Genomic DNA, 14,377 nt, shown 5'->3' on the forward strand with positions numbered 1-14,377 from the left:
GGGAGCCGGCCGGTGCGGGCCGGCTCCGTCGTCCGCCACCTCTGGATGCCGTCCTCTGATGCAGCCCTCTAGATGCCGTCCTCGTCCGGCTTCACCACGCACAGCGCCCAGATGACGAATCCGTACAGCGCTATCAGGGTCAGCGACCAGACGGGGTAGTAGGGGATGGAGAGGAAGTTGGCGATGATCAGCAGTGCCGCGATGCCCACGCCGGTCACGCGTGCCCAGGTGGCCGCCGTGAACAGGCCGAGGCTCACGACCACGGCGACCGCTCCGAGCGCCAGGTGGATCCAGCCCCAGCTCGTCAGATCGAACTTGAAGACGTAGTTCGGGCTGGTGACGAACACGTCGTCCTGGGCGACCGCCATGATGCCCCGCAGGATGTCCAGGACGCCGGAGACGAACAGCATCACCGAGGCGAAGATCGTCAAGCCGCCGGCCGCCGTCATGGTGGCCCTCGAGTGGGTGTGATGCTGGGTGGTTGCCATGGCGAGACCTCCGTTGCACGGGCTGCGACCGCAGCCACTCACCACCGAGCGTGCGACAGCAGGCCGCCCGCGGCCTCACCCGCTAGGGGTGACGATGAACGGACATCCGCCGGTGAACCTGGACCGGGCCGGGCAGGGGCGCGGGGGCGAGGAGGGGCCGGCGCGGCCGGCGCGCACCGCCGCCCGCGCCGGAGAACCGAACGCCCCCACCCGCTTCCTCGCCCCCGCCCCCAGGGCTCCGCCTCAGTGACCCAACAGCATTCTCAGCTCGGGCTGGAGCAGATCTCCGTGCGCCCGTACGAGGTCGTCGCACAGGTCCCAGATGCGCTCGACCGGCAGCGCGGCGGCCGTCGCGGGGTCGGCCATCGCGGCGTGCCGGATGTGGCGCGGCTCGTGATCGGTGGCGGCGCGGACCACCAGGTCGGTGACGGAGACGTACGCGCTGTTCAGTGCGGCGCACTGCGGGGGCAGCGCGCCGACACGGGTCGGCTGCACCCCCAACGCGTCCGCCAGGCAGGGGACTTCGACGACACAGTCCGCCGGGAGGTTGTCGATCAGGCCGCGGTTGGGCACATTGCCGTAGATCGTGCGGGGAGTGCCGGTCAGGGTGCTGTGGATGATCTGCGGGGCGTACTCCAAGGTGCCCTCGACGGGGAGAGGCACCCCGGAGGCGAGGGCTTCACGGGTGCGCCGGTAGCTCGCGGCGTTCTCCTCGATGATCTCCAGATAGGCGCCCACCGGCAGCCTGAGCCGCTCGATCTCGCTGTCGTGGTGGAGGTACCACGGCACGTACTCCGAGGAGTGCTCGCTCGTCTCGGTGGGGTAGTGGCCGAGGCGCCGGTACATGTCCACGCGGACCCGGCGCAGCAGCCCGGGGTCCTTGGCGATGGCCTCGTCCAGGAGCGGGTGGAGGTCCTGGCCCGCACGCTCGAAACGCAGCACCCACGCCTGGTGGTTGACCCCGGCGGCCAGATGCGTGACCTCCTCGAAGGGGACCCCGACGAGCTGGGCGAGGTCGTGCACGGTCCAGTGCACCGAGTGGCACAGGCCGGTGACGCGCAGCTCCGGGGCGATGCGGCTCAGATAGAGGACGTTCATCGCCATGGGGTTGGTGTAGTTCAACAGCAGGGCGTCCGGGCAGAGTTCGGTCATGTCGGAGGCGAGCGAGCGAAGCACCGGGAAAGTGCGCAGGGCACGGAAGATCCCGCCGATGCCGAGGGTGTCGCCGATGGTCTGGCGCAGTCCGTAGCGGGCGGGGACGGCGAAGTCGGTGCGGGTCGCGGCATCCATGCCGACCTGGACGATGTTGATGACGAAGTCGGCGCTCTCCAGGGCCGCCCGTCGGTCGGGATGCGCGGTGATCGTGGGCTTCGCGCCGCGAACGCCGGCGATGTACCGGGCGGCGCTCTCGGCCGTGTCGAGCCGTTCCGGGTCGATGTCGTGCAACGCGATCCGCGCGTGCGCGAGTTCGGGGAACGTGAACAGGTCGGCCAGCAGGCCCTGGGTGAACACCACGCTCCCGGCTCCGACGAAGGCGATCTTCGGGGCGGTGACGTCGGTCATGAACGGCTCCTGGTCTCGCGGTTGCGGGGTGTTCGTGGCACGGCCGGGTCCTCGGCGGTGTCCGGGGCGTTCGCGCCCGGCGGGACGCCCGTGCCGTCCGGGAGGTCCGCGCGGGCCGCCGCGAGGGCCTCGTCCCAGGTGGGCTGGGCCGCCGTGCCGCCGTGGGCTCGGGCCGAGAGCGAACCGCAGGCCGCGGCCACCGTGAGCGCGGAGCGCAGGTCCAGTCCGCGCAGGGTGGCGGCGACGAACCCGGCGTCGAAGCTGTCGCCCGCGCCGACCGTGTCCACGGCGTCGACGGCCACGGCCGGCACGCGTGTCAGCCGGCTCCCGGTGTGGGCGAGGGCCCCGTTCGCGCCGTCCTTGACCACGGCCGTCGGTCCCCGGCCGGCCAGGACGGCGGCGGCCGTGACGAGTTCGCCCTCCCCGGACAGCGCCGACGCCTCGGCCGCGTTGGGCAGCAGGAAATCGGTGAACTTCAGCACCGGGTCCAGGAGTCCGGGGTCCCAGCGCCCTGCCGGGTCGTCATTGGTGTCGAGCGACGTCGTCGCACCGCTCTCCCGCGCCAGCCCGAACACCGGTGCCAGACAGCGTGCCAGACGGGGCATCAGGAAGAACGAGGCCGCGTGCACGTGCCGACAGGCCCGTATCAGGTCCCGGGGCACGTCCTCGGGACCGGTGGCCGTCAGACAGCCCTGTGCCGTCAGGACGGCCCGGTCCCCGTCCTCCGCCATGACGACCGTCGTGAGCGGAGTGGGCCTGACCGGGTCGGTGACCAGGCAGTCCACGTCGACACCGCGCGCGGCGAGCGCCTCGCGCACGAAGGAACCGGCGGGGTCGTCACCCACCCGGCCTGCGAAGGCGACCCGCAGCCCGAGCCGCGCGGCCCCGCACGCCATGATCGCCGCGGAGCCGCCGAGCACCAACCCGGCGTGCTCGACGAGTTGTTCGCGCTGCCCGAACTCCAGCGGGCCGCGCAGCGGGCCGACGACGACGTCCGGATTGGCGTCGCCGACGACCAGGAGATCGAAGGATGTCATCGTGTCCTAGCCCTTCAGGCCGCTCGAAGTGAGCGACTGGACAAAGGTCTTCTGCGCGAGCAGGAACGCGACCAGGACGGGCAGCACGGTGATCACGTTGCCCGCCATCACCGCCGACCACCGCGTGTGGTGCTGTCCCTGGAACGTCGTCAGACCGAGCTGCAAGGTGTACTGCGTGTCGTGGTTGATCGCGATGAGCGGCCAGGACAGGTCGTTCCAGGTGCTCAGGAACGTCAGCACGGCGACCGTGGCCAGCGCGGGCCGGGCCAGCGGCAGCACGATCGAGAACAGCACCCGCAGCCGTGAACACCCGTCGATCCAGGCCGCCTCCTCCATCTCCCTGGGCAGCGCCAGGAAGAACTGCCGGAACAGGAAGACCGCGAACGGGGTGACGAGCGACGGCACGATCAGCGCGCCGAGCGTGTCGATGAGCCCCAGCTCCTTCATCACCAGGAAGGTCGGGATCATCGTGAGCTGGAAAGGGATCACCATCGTCGCCAGCATCAGGGCGAGCAGCGCCCGAGATCCGGCGAACCGCATCCGCGCGAAGGCGTAGCCGCCGAGCGCCCCCAGCAGCAGGTTCGACAGGACGGCCGCGACCGCGACGATCAGCGAATTGGCGAACCAGCGGGGGAACATCGCGTTCCCGAGCACGTACCGGTAGCCGCCGAGATCGATCCCCTTCGGCCACAGCGCGGGCGGGAACCGGTTGATCTCCGCGTCGGACATCACCGAGCTGAGCGCCAGCCACACCAGCGGCAGCGCGAAGCACAGGGCCATCGGCGCCAGCAGCAGATGCCAGCCGCTCGGCCTGCGGGAGGTGAGGGGTGCACTCATCGGACCGCTCCTTCGGTACGTTCCTGCCGGCGCCGTACGAGCCGCAGCGCCCCGCCCGCCACCAGCAGGGCGACCGCGAGGACGTACGCCGCCGCGGCCCCGTAGCCCGCCGTGAACGTCTGGAACGCCTGCTGCCAGACGAAGTAGACGACCACGCCGGTCGAACCGAGGGGGCCGCCCTTGGTGGTCACATAGATCAGGTCGAAGACCTGGAGCGCCGTGATCAGCTGCCACAGCAGCAGGAACACGGTGACCGGGGTGAGCGTCGGCAGGACGATGTGGCGCAGCACCCGCCCGCGGCCCGCCCCGTCGATCCGCGCGGCCTCGACGAGTTCGGGCGGCACGTCCTGGAGCGCGGCCAGATAGACGACGACGCAGAAACCGACGCCGCTCCACAGCGAGATCAGCACCAGCAGGTAGATCGCCTGGTCAGGGTCGGTGAGAAAGCCCTGCGGGGACAGTCCGAGCTTGTGCAGCAGGGAGTTCGCGACACCGAACTCCGGGTCGAGGATGAACGAGAACAGCACGCCCTGCGCGGTCGCCGAGACCACGAACGGGACGAAGACGAGCGTGCGGTAGAGGCCGATGAACCGGATACGGCGGTTCAGCGCCAGGGCGAGCACCAGCCCGCCGGCCAGGCTGAGCGGCACGTACAGGGCCGTGTACAGCAGCGTGTTCCCGACGGCCGTGCGGAAGGTGGGGTCCTGGGCCAGCGCCCGGTAGTTGTCGAGGCCGACCCAGCGGCCCGGGGTGACCAGGTCGTCGGCCCGGAAGGAGAGCAGCAGCGACCAGACGACGGGCACGATGCTCAGACCGAGGATCACGACGACCGCCGGGCTGATGAAGGCCCAGGCGGTGGCGCTCTCGCGGCGGCCGCGGCGGCGGGCGGCGCGCCGTGCGGCGGCCGGGTTCGCCGCGGGGCCCTGTACGACGGTGAGGGCTCGGGGAAGGACGGACATGACGGCCTCCTTCAGCTGGAAGTCAGCTGGGAACGTCTGAAGTCGAGGTCAGCGGGGAGCCGAGGTCATCGGGGGACGATCCGGGTTCACCGGGGGATGAGCAGGGCCGCGTCGGCCGTGTCGGCGCACCGGCGGACGGCGTGGGCGGGGGAGTCCTTGCCGAGCAGGACCGAGACGATCGCCTCGCCGAGGGCCTGGGAGATCTGCGGGTAGGCCGCGTGCACGGGCCGGACCCGGGCGGAGCCCAGCGTGCCGGTGAACACCCCGAGCCCGGTGGTCGTCGCGGAGTGCTCACGCCATTCCGGGCGGCGGGCGGTGGCCGAGCTGAGCGGGAGGCTGCCCGCCGAGATGTCCCAGCGGGCGTCCTGCGCGGGCCGGATCATCCAGCGCACGAACTCGACGGCCGCGCGGGACCGGGCGGAGCCGTTGTCGAACACGGTCCAGGTGTCCGGCCCGGAGATGGTCATCGGCCTGCCGCTGTACGTCGGCAGCGGGACGACGCCGTAGTCGACCTTGGCGGTGATGACGTCCGGGAGCTGCCAGGGACCGGTCGCCACCATCGCCATCCGGCCGCTCAGGAAGACCTGGTACATCTGCTCGCTGCCGGGCTTCGGGTCGACGTACACGCTCTTGTCGTGAGCGAGCCGGGCCAGCGTCGAAAGGGCCCGGGCGCCCTGCCCGGCGAAGCCGATCCGCTTGCCGTCGGCGGCGATCACCTCGCCGCCGAGGTCCCAGATCATCGGCCACAGCCGCCAGACGGTGTCCTCGTCGCCGGTGCCCGGCCAGCCCGTGCCGAATGTCCCGCGTCCGGAGTCGGTGAGCCTGCGCGCGGTGTCGGTGAACTCGTCCCAGCTCCAGCCGGCCTTCGGGAAGGGGACCCCGGCCTGCCGGAACAGCTTCTTGTTGTAGACGACGGCCAGCGAGTCGAGCACCGCCGGGGCGGCGCGCACCTTGCCGTTGACGGTGACCGCATCCCGTACCGGTGCCCAGAAGGAGGTCCAGGGCGGGCTGCCCCCGCGCAGCGCGGACGTGAGGTCGACGACCCGGGGACTGCGGGCGACGCTCGCCAGGTCCGAGCCGAAGATGTAGGCGATGTCGGGGTACGAGCCGGCGGCGAGCGCGGCCGTCACCTTCTGGAGCATGGCGTCGGCCACCACCCCGCCGCCCGAACTGTCCACCCGTATGTGGGGATGGGTGCGGTTGAACTCGGCGACCAGCGCCTCCACGGCCTTCCTGGCCGTGTCGTTCTGGCCGTGCCACAGCTCGACGGTCACCCTGCCGTCGGCGCCGACGCCGTCCGAGGGGCCGCCGCAGCCCGCCAGCGCCCCGGCGGCCGCCGCTCCCAGGAGCAGCCGGCGCCGCGCGATCACGTGTGTCATCCCGGCCCCCTTCAGCGCGTCCTGCGGACGTAGTCCGCGCTGCCGGGCGTCGAGACCATCACGTCCCGGCGCACGATGCTCAGCCGGTCGCCGAAGGCCGAACGGGCCTTGCGCAGGCCGCTGTCGGTGTACTCGATCACCACCACCCGGTCGTGGAAGGCCTTCGCGTACGTGCCGCACTCGTCGTACTCGCCGCACTCCTCCGCCACCGCGAAGTCGAGCCCGGTCCGTGCCCTCAGCCCCGCGAGTTCGACGGTGTTCTTCTGGCCGATCGCCAGATGCCGGGTGTGCGCGTGCCGTGAGAGCAGGGTGATGAACGCGGTGGCGTCGTCCGCGGTCAGCAGCTTTCGGGAGCGGGTGTAGCTGTCGTAGTTGTCGGGCTCGACGGCGTCGAATCCCTTGTCGGCGCATTCGTCGATCCACCGGTCGACCCGCGCGGCCACCCGCCGGCGCTTGTCCGGTGTCCGGATGTCGAGGAGCGCCTCGTTCCAGTCCTTGTCGACGACGACCTTGCCGTCGCCGTCCCGCAGCAGCAGGTCGGCGGGCCACTGCCCGCGTTCCTCGGGCTGGGCCTGGAAGGCGTTGACGTAGCAGATGTTGTACAGGCCCCGGGCTGGTGAGGAGGAACGGTCGCGGCTGACGATGCGGACATCGGCGGCCGGGGGATAGGCGCCGCCGATCTGGTAGTCGAACCCCGCGTGCGGCGGCGGGAGTTCGACCGAGGTCGCCGTCCGGTGCGGGCCGGGCGACGGTTTCGGCGCGGAGCTCGTGTCGTTGCCGGCATCGCAGCCGGTGAGCGTCAGGAGAGTGGCCAGGGATGTGACCGCGCCCAGAACTCCGGTGCGGAGAACACGTTTGACGGGGGGCATGTCCGCTCCATCAAATCGCGAGTACGTCCCCGCCTCGGACGCTTCGAGCGATCCTGGCGACTTTGGCCGGACTTGAACCTGGTCCGCTACCGGCTGGGCGCACCTCTGCGTGCCGGGTCGCACCACGGCACGCAGAGGATCAAATCGTGCATGCCCGACTTCGTCAAGTGCCGGCCCCGTCCGAAGGCGCTCTTCGGCGACCGCGTCCGCCGGACGTGCGACCTCAGGGGCGCGGGTGGTGCGGAGGGTGCGGGGGACGGGGCGGCGGGGGCGGATGCGGCCCGTGCGGGGGCGGGGGCGGCAGCGTCGTGACGTCCGGTGCCGGTTCGGGCCAGACGAGCAGCACCGGGCAGGGGGCGTGGTCGACGACGAAGCGACCGGCGGGTCCCAGACTGTGCGGGCCGAGCCGGCTGCGGTCGCCGTCGCGGGCCAGGACCAGCAGACCCGCGCCCTCGGCCGCGGCGACCACCTCCCGCTCCACCCGTCCGGTGCGCTCCAGGCGGGTCGCCGGGCCGCCGAGCCGCTGGGCCGCCGCGTCGAGGAGCTCGGCCGCGGAGACCGTGCCGAGGGTCTCCAGGAGGTCGCCGGGATCGGGTTCGGAGCGTCCGCGTCCGAGGAGCCCCGCGAAGGCGCCGTGCGCGAGACCGGGCACGGCGGGGTCCGTGACGTGCAGCAGCACCACGTCCGTGGCACCGGGAGCGTGCGTCCGTACGGCGTCCACGCACGCGGGCCAGGTTCCCTCGACCAGCCAGACGACCACCCGCATGCCCATCAGCCTCCGATGACGTGGAGCGAGAACCACAGCGCCAGTACGGCGGGGACCAGCGCCGCGGGTACGGCGATCAGACCCAGCCGGGTGAACTCCTTGAGGTCGACGCCGTGTTCGTGCTGATGCACGATACGACGCCACAGCAGCGTCGCGAGGGAACCGGCGTACGTCAGATTGGGTCCGATGTTGACGCCGAGCAGGACGGCCAGCACGGCGCCCGCGCCCGAGTCGGCGGCCAGCGGGAGCAGGACGAGGACCGCGGGCAGGTTGTTGATCAGGTTGGCCAGGACGGCGGCGATCGCGGCGACACCGAGGAGCGCCGGCAGCGAGCCGCCCGTCGGAAGGAGGTCGTCGAGGGCGCCGGCCAGACCGTTGTCGACCACCGCGCGGACGACGATGCCGAGCGCCAGGACGAAGGCGAGGAAGGACGGAGCGGCGGCGCGCACCACGGTGAGCGGGGTGGTGCGGCGGCGGACGAGCGCCCGTCCGGCCAGGACGAGCGCCCCCGCGGCGGCGGACCAGGCCGGGTCGATGCCGACGGCCGAGGCGAGGACGAAACCGGCGAGGGTGCAGCCCACGGTGACCAGGGCGAACAGTGGTACCTCGGGCGCCTCCTCCGCACGCGGGGAGGACGCGCCCGCCGCGAGGTCACGGGCGAAGAAGCGCCGGAAGACCAGGTACTCGGCGCCGATCGCGGCCAGCCAGGGCAACACCATCAGCGCGGCGAACCGGGTGAAGCTCAGGCCGCTGGCGGTGAACGCGAGCAGGTTGGTGAGGTTGGAGACCGGCAGGAGCAGCGAGGCGGTGTTCGACAGGTGGGTGCACGCGTACACGTGCGGCTTCGGGCGGGCTCCCATCCGTGCGGCCGTCGCGAACACGACGGGCGTGAGGAGCACGATGGTGGCGTCCAGGCTGAGGACCGCGGTGATCGCCGAGGCGAGGACGAACACCGAGGTCAGCAGTCGGCCCGGCTGCCCCGCGGCCCAGCGGGCCATCCAGGCGCCGCACGCCTGGAAGAGCCCTTCGTCGTCACAGAACTTGGCCAGGACGAGGACGGCCGCCAGGAAGCCGATCACCGGACCCAGATGGGCCGCCTCCGCGCGGGCGTGGTCCCAGGAGATCGCCCCGGTGGCCAGGACCAGCCCCGCGGCGGGCACGGCCACGACCGCCTCCGGCCAGCCGAACGGCCGTACCACCGCGCAGACGAGGACGGCCGCGAGCAGGACGACGGACAGCGCCTCGGCGAGCGGGGTGCCGAGAGCGACGGAGAGCGTCTTCGCGAGGGTGCCGGTCGCGCCGGGGACGCCTTGGACGAGCGGGCTGTTCAGGATGGTGTTCCTCCGGGCGGTGATAACGGCGCCCTCCATCACATCAGACGGGGCGGCGCCCGCCCGCGAACCCCCTCCCCTCGCCTCGCCGTCCGGCCCGTCCTCCTACCCGGACGGCCGCCCCGCCGAACGGGTCCCCGAGCGGAGGTCACTCCTCGACGGCCGGCCCCCGAGCGGGGCTCAGTGTTCGTCGGCTGGTTCCCGAGCGGAGCTCATTCCTCGCCGAGGAGGGACAGCTCCGCCCAGATGGTCTTGCCCTCGGGGGTGTGCCGGCTGCCCCAGCGCTGGGTGAGCTGGGCGACGAGGAGCAGGCCGCGTCCCCCCTCGTCGAAGGTCTTCGCCCGGCGCAGGTGCGGCGCGGTGTGACTGCTGTCCGAGACCTCGCAGATCAATGTCTCGGAGTCGTGGATGAGCCGCAGCCGGATCGGCGGTTCGCCGTAGCGGATGGCGTTGGTGACCAGTTCGCTCACCACCAGCTCGGCCGTGAACGTGGCCACGGTCAGTCCCCAGACCTCCAGCTGGCCGGAGACCTGCTTGCGGATCGGCGCGACGAGGGCCGGGTCCGCGGGGATGTCCCAGGTCGCCACGTCGGACGCGGCGAGCCCTTGGGTACGGGCGAGCAGCAGCGCCACGTCGTCCGGCGCGCCGCCCGCGGGAAGCAGCGCCTGGAGGATCGCGTGGGCCGCCCCCTCCAGATTCCGCGACGACTCCTCCAGCGCCCGGCAGAACAGCCGCAGGCCGGCGTCGACGTCCCGGTCCCGGCTCTCCAGCAGGCCGTCGGTGTACAGCGCGAGCACCGTGCCCTCGGGCAGGTCGAGTTCGACCGACTCGAAGGGCAGCCCGCCCAGGCCGAGCGCCGGCCCGGGCGCCACGTCGATCTGCCGGGACGGTCCGTCCGGCGGCAGGACGACGGGCGGCGGATGCCCCGCGCTGGCGAGCGTGCAGCGCCGGGAGACCGGGTCGTACACCGCGTAGAGGCAGGTGGCGCCCACCTCTCCGGCGGTCCACTCGGCCCCGGCCTCGGCGGACAGCCGTAGGACGAGGTCGTCGAGGTGGGTGAGCAGCTCGTCCGGGGCCAGATCGATGTCCGCGAGCGTACGCACGGCGGTGCGCAGCCGGCCCATCGTCGCCGAGGCCTGGATGCCGTTGCCGATGACGTCGCCGACGACCATGGCGACGCGCATCCCGGACAGCGGGATCACGTCGAACCAGTCGCCGCCGACCCCGGCACGCGCCGCGGGCAGATAGCGCGACGCCGCCTCCAGGGCCGCCGTCCGGGGGAGGGACTGGGGGAGGAGGCTGCGCTGCAGCGCCAGCGCGGTCTGCCGCTCGCGGGAGAAACGGCGGGCGTTGTCGATGCAGACGGCGGCCCTGGCCGTGACCTCCTCGGCGAGCAGCACGTCGTCGGCGGTGAAGGGGTCGGGCCGCCGGAACCGGCTGAGGACGACGACCCCGAGGGTCCGGCCGCGGGCCCGGACGGGCACCGCCATGGTGGCGCGGACGCCGTACTCCCGGATGTGCTCGCCGCGCGGTCCGTCCCGTCCCGGCCGTTCCCCCGGGGCGCCGGCCGCGTCGGGCACGAGAAGGGGACGGCCGGCGATCAGCGAGCCGGCCTGCGGCGAGGACGCGGGGTAGACGTCGACCTCGCCGGGTGCGACGGCCGCCTCCGGATCGCCCGCGTTCACCGACCGGTGGGCGGCGCGGCGCAGCGTGACCGGGGCGGCGGGCGGCCCGATGCGGTACTCCTCTCCGTCCTCCGGCGGGTCCAGCAGATCGACGCTGACGAAGTCGGCGAGTGCGGGCACACAGACCTCGGTCAGCTCCTGCGCCGTGCGGGTGACGTCGAGGGTGGTGCCGATCCGCACGCTCGCCTCGTTGACCAGCTGGAGCCGCTCGCGGGCCCGGTAGTTCTCGGTGAAGTCGTGCGCCGCCACGCACACGCCGATCACCCGTCCGTGGGTGTCGGTCAGCGGGGCGATCCGCGCGAGCCAGTGGTGCGCCCGGTCCTCGCCGCCGGCACGCGCGTACGTCTCCACGTCGCGTCCCCGGCCGGAGGCGATGACCTCGGCCATCTCGCGCTCCAGCAGCTCGCCGACCTGCCGGGAGCCGATCTCGGAGACCCTGAGGCCCCGGATGCGCTCCTCCGGGAGGCCGATCACCTCGGACATCGCGTCGTTGAAGCCGTACAGCCGCAGCCGCTCGTCGTAGACGGCCAGGGCACAGGGTGCCTGGGCCAGGGCCGCGACGGCCAGCGGGTCCTCCGGGGTGCGCGGCTCCCGGCCCTCCAGCGGGGTGAGCACGAGCCAGTCGCCGCTCCGCTCCAGGCGATGGGCGAGCAGCCATACGGACAGGACGGGGCCGTCGCGGTGGCGCAGATCGAGCACTCCGCTGCGGCGGTCGCCGCCGGCCTCCGGGCGCGGGCCCGTGCTCCCGGGGGCCAGGAGATCCGCCGCCGGGCGGCCCTCGACCTCCTCGGAGGTGTAGCCGAGGAGCCGGCGGGCGCCCTCGCTCCAGTGGATCAGGGTGCCGTTCCCGTCGATGACCGCCCGTGCGGTGGCGGCCTCGTCGAGAGGGTGGACCGGGCTCATCGTCGCCACTTTCCCTTGTACGCACACTCACGGTGATCAAGCGCGTCGTCCGGGTTCCAGACTAGTGGCTGGGTGGCGTGCGCACCGTCGAACGCGGAGGGCCCGGACGGCCATGCGTACGGGACCGCCGGTCGCACCGGGCGTTCTCGGCCGCGGGGGCTCGTGCGAGCGGGTTCGGGCCCGGCGCCGGCCGGCCCGGTGAGGGGCGGACCGGTGAGGGGCGCCGGGCCTTCCCGGGGCCGCCGACCGAGGGCGGGAGGAACGGGGTCGGCGGCCGGTTTCGCGTGGGAGAGCCGCCGTCCCGCGCGGGGCCTTCGAGAAGGGCCGGTCCCAGTGGACTACGGGGCCCGGTGCGCGGGGAGCGTGCGCGAGAACCCGGTGAGTGCGTACGGTTCACACGGGGCGCACAGGATAAGGGAAAGCCGGTGGGGCCCGCCGGACAGCCGGTCGCTTTTGACAGTCTTTCAATAAGGCTGATCTTGCCCGTGCGCCTTGTTGCTGACGAGTGTGTTGTGCGAGGGTGAGCCTCCCGCGCTTGGTCAAGGGCGGGGTCTGAATCGCTGTTCGCCATTCCCGGCTGTCGACGAGCTCAAGGGGCTCCCTGAGCGACGGTCGCCGCACGGCCTTCGTCCCCGGCCGTTTTCCCGGCGCTCCGTCAAAAGGTCCACACCAATCGGGACTCCTTTTCGACGGGCAAGCACGTCCTGTGTGCCCCCTTGCACCTCGGAAGGAACCCGCTCCCGTGCGCAGCCCCCACCCCCCGCCGCCCGCCCGTCCGCCCGGCGGATATTTCGGCGAGCCCGACGAGGACCTCGCCGCTGTGCTGAGAGACGGGGCGGAGGACGACGCCGCCCGTGCCGTCGCCCTGCTGACGGCCCGGCACTGGCGGCCGGCGTACGACTACGCGGTGATCTGTCTCGCCACGTCGTCGCGGGTCGCCTCCATGGTCACCGAGGCTTCCTTCCATCACGTCCTCGACGGTCTCGGTGAGGGGGAGCAGGCTCTCGCGCTGCGGCCCCGGCTCCTGGTGGCCGTACGCGACACGGTCCGCAACTGGGCGGCGGACGACCGGATGTGCGAGGCGCTGCCGGCGCTGAGGAAACCCGCGGGGGGCCGCGGTATGCGCGCGGCGAAGTCCATGACGGCCGAGAACCGCACGCTCTCCGAACACGCTTTCCTCGCTCTTCCGGGCGCCGCCCGCTGCCTGTTGTGGCATACGGAGGTGGAGGACGAGTCGCTGTCCGTTCCGGCCGGTCTTCTGGGCATGGACGAGCCCGTCGCGGTCGCCGCCTGGGAACAGGCCCGTGAGCAATTCCGTCAGGGCTGCCTGCGCGCCCATCTGGAATTCGCCCCGACCAGGGAATGCCGTTTCCACAACCGGCTCCTCGACATACAGATCCGGCGCGGCGGGGCCTTGCTGCCGGATGTCCGGCAGCATCTGTCGGAATGCTCCTACTGTCGCCATGCGGCGGCGCAACTCGGCCATTTCGAGGGCGGGTTGGGGGTCCTGATCGCCGAGTCCGTGCTCGGCTGGGGCGCCCGTCGCTATTTCGACTCCCGCCGACCTCGCGCCCGGCAGGTGCTGCGGTCCCGGAGCGTCTCCGTGTTCGGCGGCCGACGGCAGCGCGGCGGTGAGCGCCCCGGGAAGAACGGGCGTTCCCCGGACGAGGGAAGTCCGGCGCGCGGCGAGCGAGCCGGAAGGGGCGGACGTTCCGGGGAGGACGTGCGCCCGGAGGCCGGCGAGAGCCCGGCAGACCTCGGGCGGCCCGGCACGGACGGACCTCTCGGAAGCCAGGGGTACTCCGAGGGCGGTGCGGGCCCGGCGGGCGGCGGGCGCCCGGGAACGGGCGCGCGGCGTCGTCAGCAGCCCTTGTTCGCGTCGACGGGGCGCAGGGCCGCCAGGTCCGCGGAGGGGTCCCAGCAGGCGCTGGTCACCGGGGCCGGACTGTCGGCCGCCCTGCTGGCGACCGTCCTCGCGGTCAGCCTGTGGCCGAACGAGGAGGGCGGCACCGACACCGCCGCCTCCATCGGCGCGAGCAGCAGCCGGAGCCTGTCACCCACCCAGGACTCCCAGGTCCGGCCCGGGACGTCCCCTCGGCCCACCGCGACCGGAATGTCCGTCAAGGACGAGCACGCCCGGCGGCTGCGCAACGTGGACGCCGGCCTGTGCCTCGACGTCAGGGGCGGCCGGGCCGTGGAAGGAGCCGAGGCCACGCTGGACGCGTGCTCGTCCGCCCCGACCCAGCAATGGGTCCACGAGCGGGACGGACTGCTGCGCAGCGCCGCCGACGCGGGGCTGTGCCTCGACGCGCATTCGGACGACGGTGTCCTGCTCCTCGACCGGTGCGCCGGCGAGGGCGCGAAGCAGCGCGAGGACCAGCGCTACAGCCTCACCGCGGAGGGCGAGCTCCTGTCCCGCGGCCGCGGCGGACTGGCCGTCGCACCCGCGTCCACGGACCCCGCCGCCGACATCGTGGTCAAGGTCCGCGACTACTCCGACATACAGCGCTGGCGGACCGAGCGCCCCTAGGCAGGGCCCCGGTCCGCCGTGCGGCTACAG

Annotated in this window: 11 protein-coding genes; 1 reads left to right on the forward strand and 10 read right to left on the reverse strand. The window is 72.7% G+C overall.

Annotated features, from left to right (window positions below; all coding sequences use genetic code 11):
• Window positions 1-68 precede the first annotated feature (68 nt).
• The 10 genes from ACH4S8_RS02110 to ACH4S8_RS02155 all read right to left on the reverse strand — a co-directional run bounded on the left by ACH4S8_RS02110 (window position 69) and on the right by ACH4S8_RS02155 (window position 11,817).
• Window positions 69-488 carry a hypothetical protein gene (locus ACH4S8_RS02110; RefSeq protein ID WP_398390006.1) on the reverse strand — a complete coding sequence of 140 codons (420 nt, stop codon included), beginning with the start codon at window positions 486-488 and terminating at the stop codon, window positions 69-71.
• Between the two features lie 243 nt (window positions 489-731).
• Entirely contained in the window at window positions 732-2,051 is a 1,320-nt protein-coding gene (locus ACH4S8_RS02115; protein WP_398390008.1) for an alpha-glucosidase/alpha-galactosidase, read from the reverse strand.
• On the reverse strand, window positions 2,048-3,088 hold the full coding sequence (locus ACH4S8_RS02120) for a carbohydrate kinase family protein (protein ID WP_398390010.1): 1,041 nt from the start codon (window positions 3,086-3,088) through the stop codon (window positions 2,048-2,050). Before ACH4S8_RS02120 ends, ACH4S8_RS02115 begins: the two co-directional genes overlap by 4 nt.
• Window positions 3,089-3,094: 6 nt before the next feature.
• Window positions 3,095-3,925 carry a carbohydrate ABC transporter permease gene (locus ACH4S8_RS02125; protein ID WP_398390012.1) on the reverse strand — a complete coding sequence of 277 codons (831 nt, stop codon included), beginning with the start codon at window positions 3,923-3,925 and terminating at the stop codon, window positions 3,095-3,097.
• Entirely contained in the window at window positions 3,922-4,884 is a 963-nt protein-coding gene (locus tag ACH4S8_RS02130; RefSeq protein WP_398390013.1) for a carbohydrate ABC transporter permease, read from the reverse strand. The genes ACH4S8_RS02125 and ACH4S8_RS02130 overlap by 4 nt, the downstream gene beginning before the upstream one ends.
• Window positions 4,885-4,970: 86 nt before the next feature.
• Complete coding sequence (locus ACH4S8_RS02135; RefSeq protein ID WP_398390015.1) at window positions 4,971-6,263, reverse strand: ABC transporter substrate-binding protein; 1,293 nt, start codon at window positions 6,261-6,263, stop codon at window positions 4,971-4,973.
• A gap of 11 nt (window positions 6,264-6,274) precedes the next feature.
• Entirely contained in the window at window positions 6,275-7,132 is an 858-nt protein-coding gene (locus tag ACH4S8_RS02140) for an endo alpha-1,4 polygalactosaminidase (protein WP_398390016.1), read from the reverse strand.
• A 223-nt stretch (window positions 7,133-7,355) separates the two neighbouring features.
• Window positions 7,356-7,898: a universal stress protein gene (locus tag ACH4S8_RS02145; protein ID WP_398390018.1), complete on the reverse strand. Its 543-nt coding sequence runs from the start codon at window positions 7,896-7,898 to the stop codon at window positions 7,356-7,358.
• A 5-nt stretch (window positions 7,899-7,903) separates the two neighbouring features.
• A complete protein-coding gene (locus ACH4S8_RS02150) occupies window positions 7,904-9,268 on the reverse strand; it encodes an arsenic transporter (protein WP_398390019.1) in 1,365 nt (454 codons plus the stop codon).
• 173 nt (window positions 9,269-9,441) lie between these two features.
• Window positions 9,442-11,817 (reverse strand): SpoIIE family protein phosphatase, encoded by a 2,376-nt coding sequence (locus tag ACH4S8_RS02155; RefSeq protein WP_398390021.1) that lies wholly within the window; start codon window positions 11,815-11,817, stop codon window positions 9,442-9,444.
• A gap of 742 nt (window positions 11,818-12,559) precedes the next feature.
• On the opposite strand from ACH4S8_RS02155, the gene ACH4S8_RS02160 reads away from it, so the two are divergent.
• Entirely contained in the window at window positions 12,560-14,347 is a 1,788-nt protein-coding gene (locus ACH4S8_RS02160) for a ricin-type beta-trefoil lectin domain protein (protein ID WP_398390023.1), read from the forward strand.
• The last annotated feature ends 30 nt before the right edge of the window (window positions 14,348-14,377 follow it).

The organism is Streptomyces sp. NPDC021080 (genome assembly GCF_044333225.1).
GTDB lineage: Bacteria > Actinomycetota > Actinomycetes > Streptomycetales > Streptomycetaceae > Streptomyces.

Coding starts and splice junctions, on each gene's coding strand:
- ACH4S8_RS02130 (WP_398390013.1), bottom strand. CDS start 4,884: ATGTCCGTCCTTCCCCGAGCCCTCACCGTCGTACAGGGCCCCGCGGCG.
- ACH4S8_RS02125 (WP_398390012.1), bottom strand. CDS start 3,925: ATGAGTGCACCCCTCACCTCCCGCAGGCCGAGCGGCTGGCATCTGCTG.
- ACH4S8_RS02120 (WP_398390010.1), bottom strand. CDS start 3,088: ATGACATCCTTCGATCTCCTGGTCGTCGGCGACGCCAATCCGGACGTC.
- ACH4S8_RS02115 (WP_398390008.1), bottom strand. CDS start 2,051: ATGACCGACGTCACCGCCCCGAAGATCGCCTTCGTCGGAGCCGGGAGC.
- ACH4S8_RS02140 (WP_398390016.1), bottom strand. CDS start 7,132: ATGCCCCCCGTCAAACGTGTTCTCCGCACCGGAGTTCTGGGCGCGGTC.
- ACH4S8_RS02110 (WP_398390006.1), bottom strand. CDS start 488: ATGGCAACCACCCAGCATCACACCCACTCGAGGGCCACCATGACGGCG.
- ACH4S8_RS02155 (WP_398390021.1), bottom strand. CDS start 11,817: ATGAGCCCGGTCCACCCTCTCGACGAGGCCGCCACCGCACGGGCGGTC.
- ACH4S8_RS02150 (WP_398390019.1), bottom strand. CDS start 9,268: ATGGAGGGCGCCGTTATCACCGCCCGGAGGAACACCATCCTGAACAGC.
- ACH4S8_RS02135 (WP_398390015.1), bottom strand. CDS start 6,263: ATGACACACGTGATCGCGCGGCGCCGGCTGCTCCTGGGAGCGGCGGCC.
- ACH4S8_RS02145 (WP_398390018.1), bottom strand. CDS start 7,898: ATGCGGGTGGTCGTCTGGCTGGTCGAGGGAACCTGGCCCGCGTGCGTG.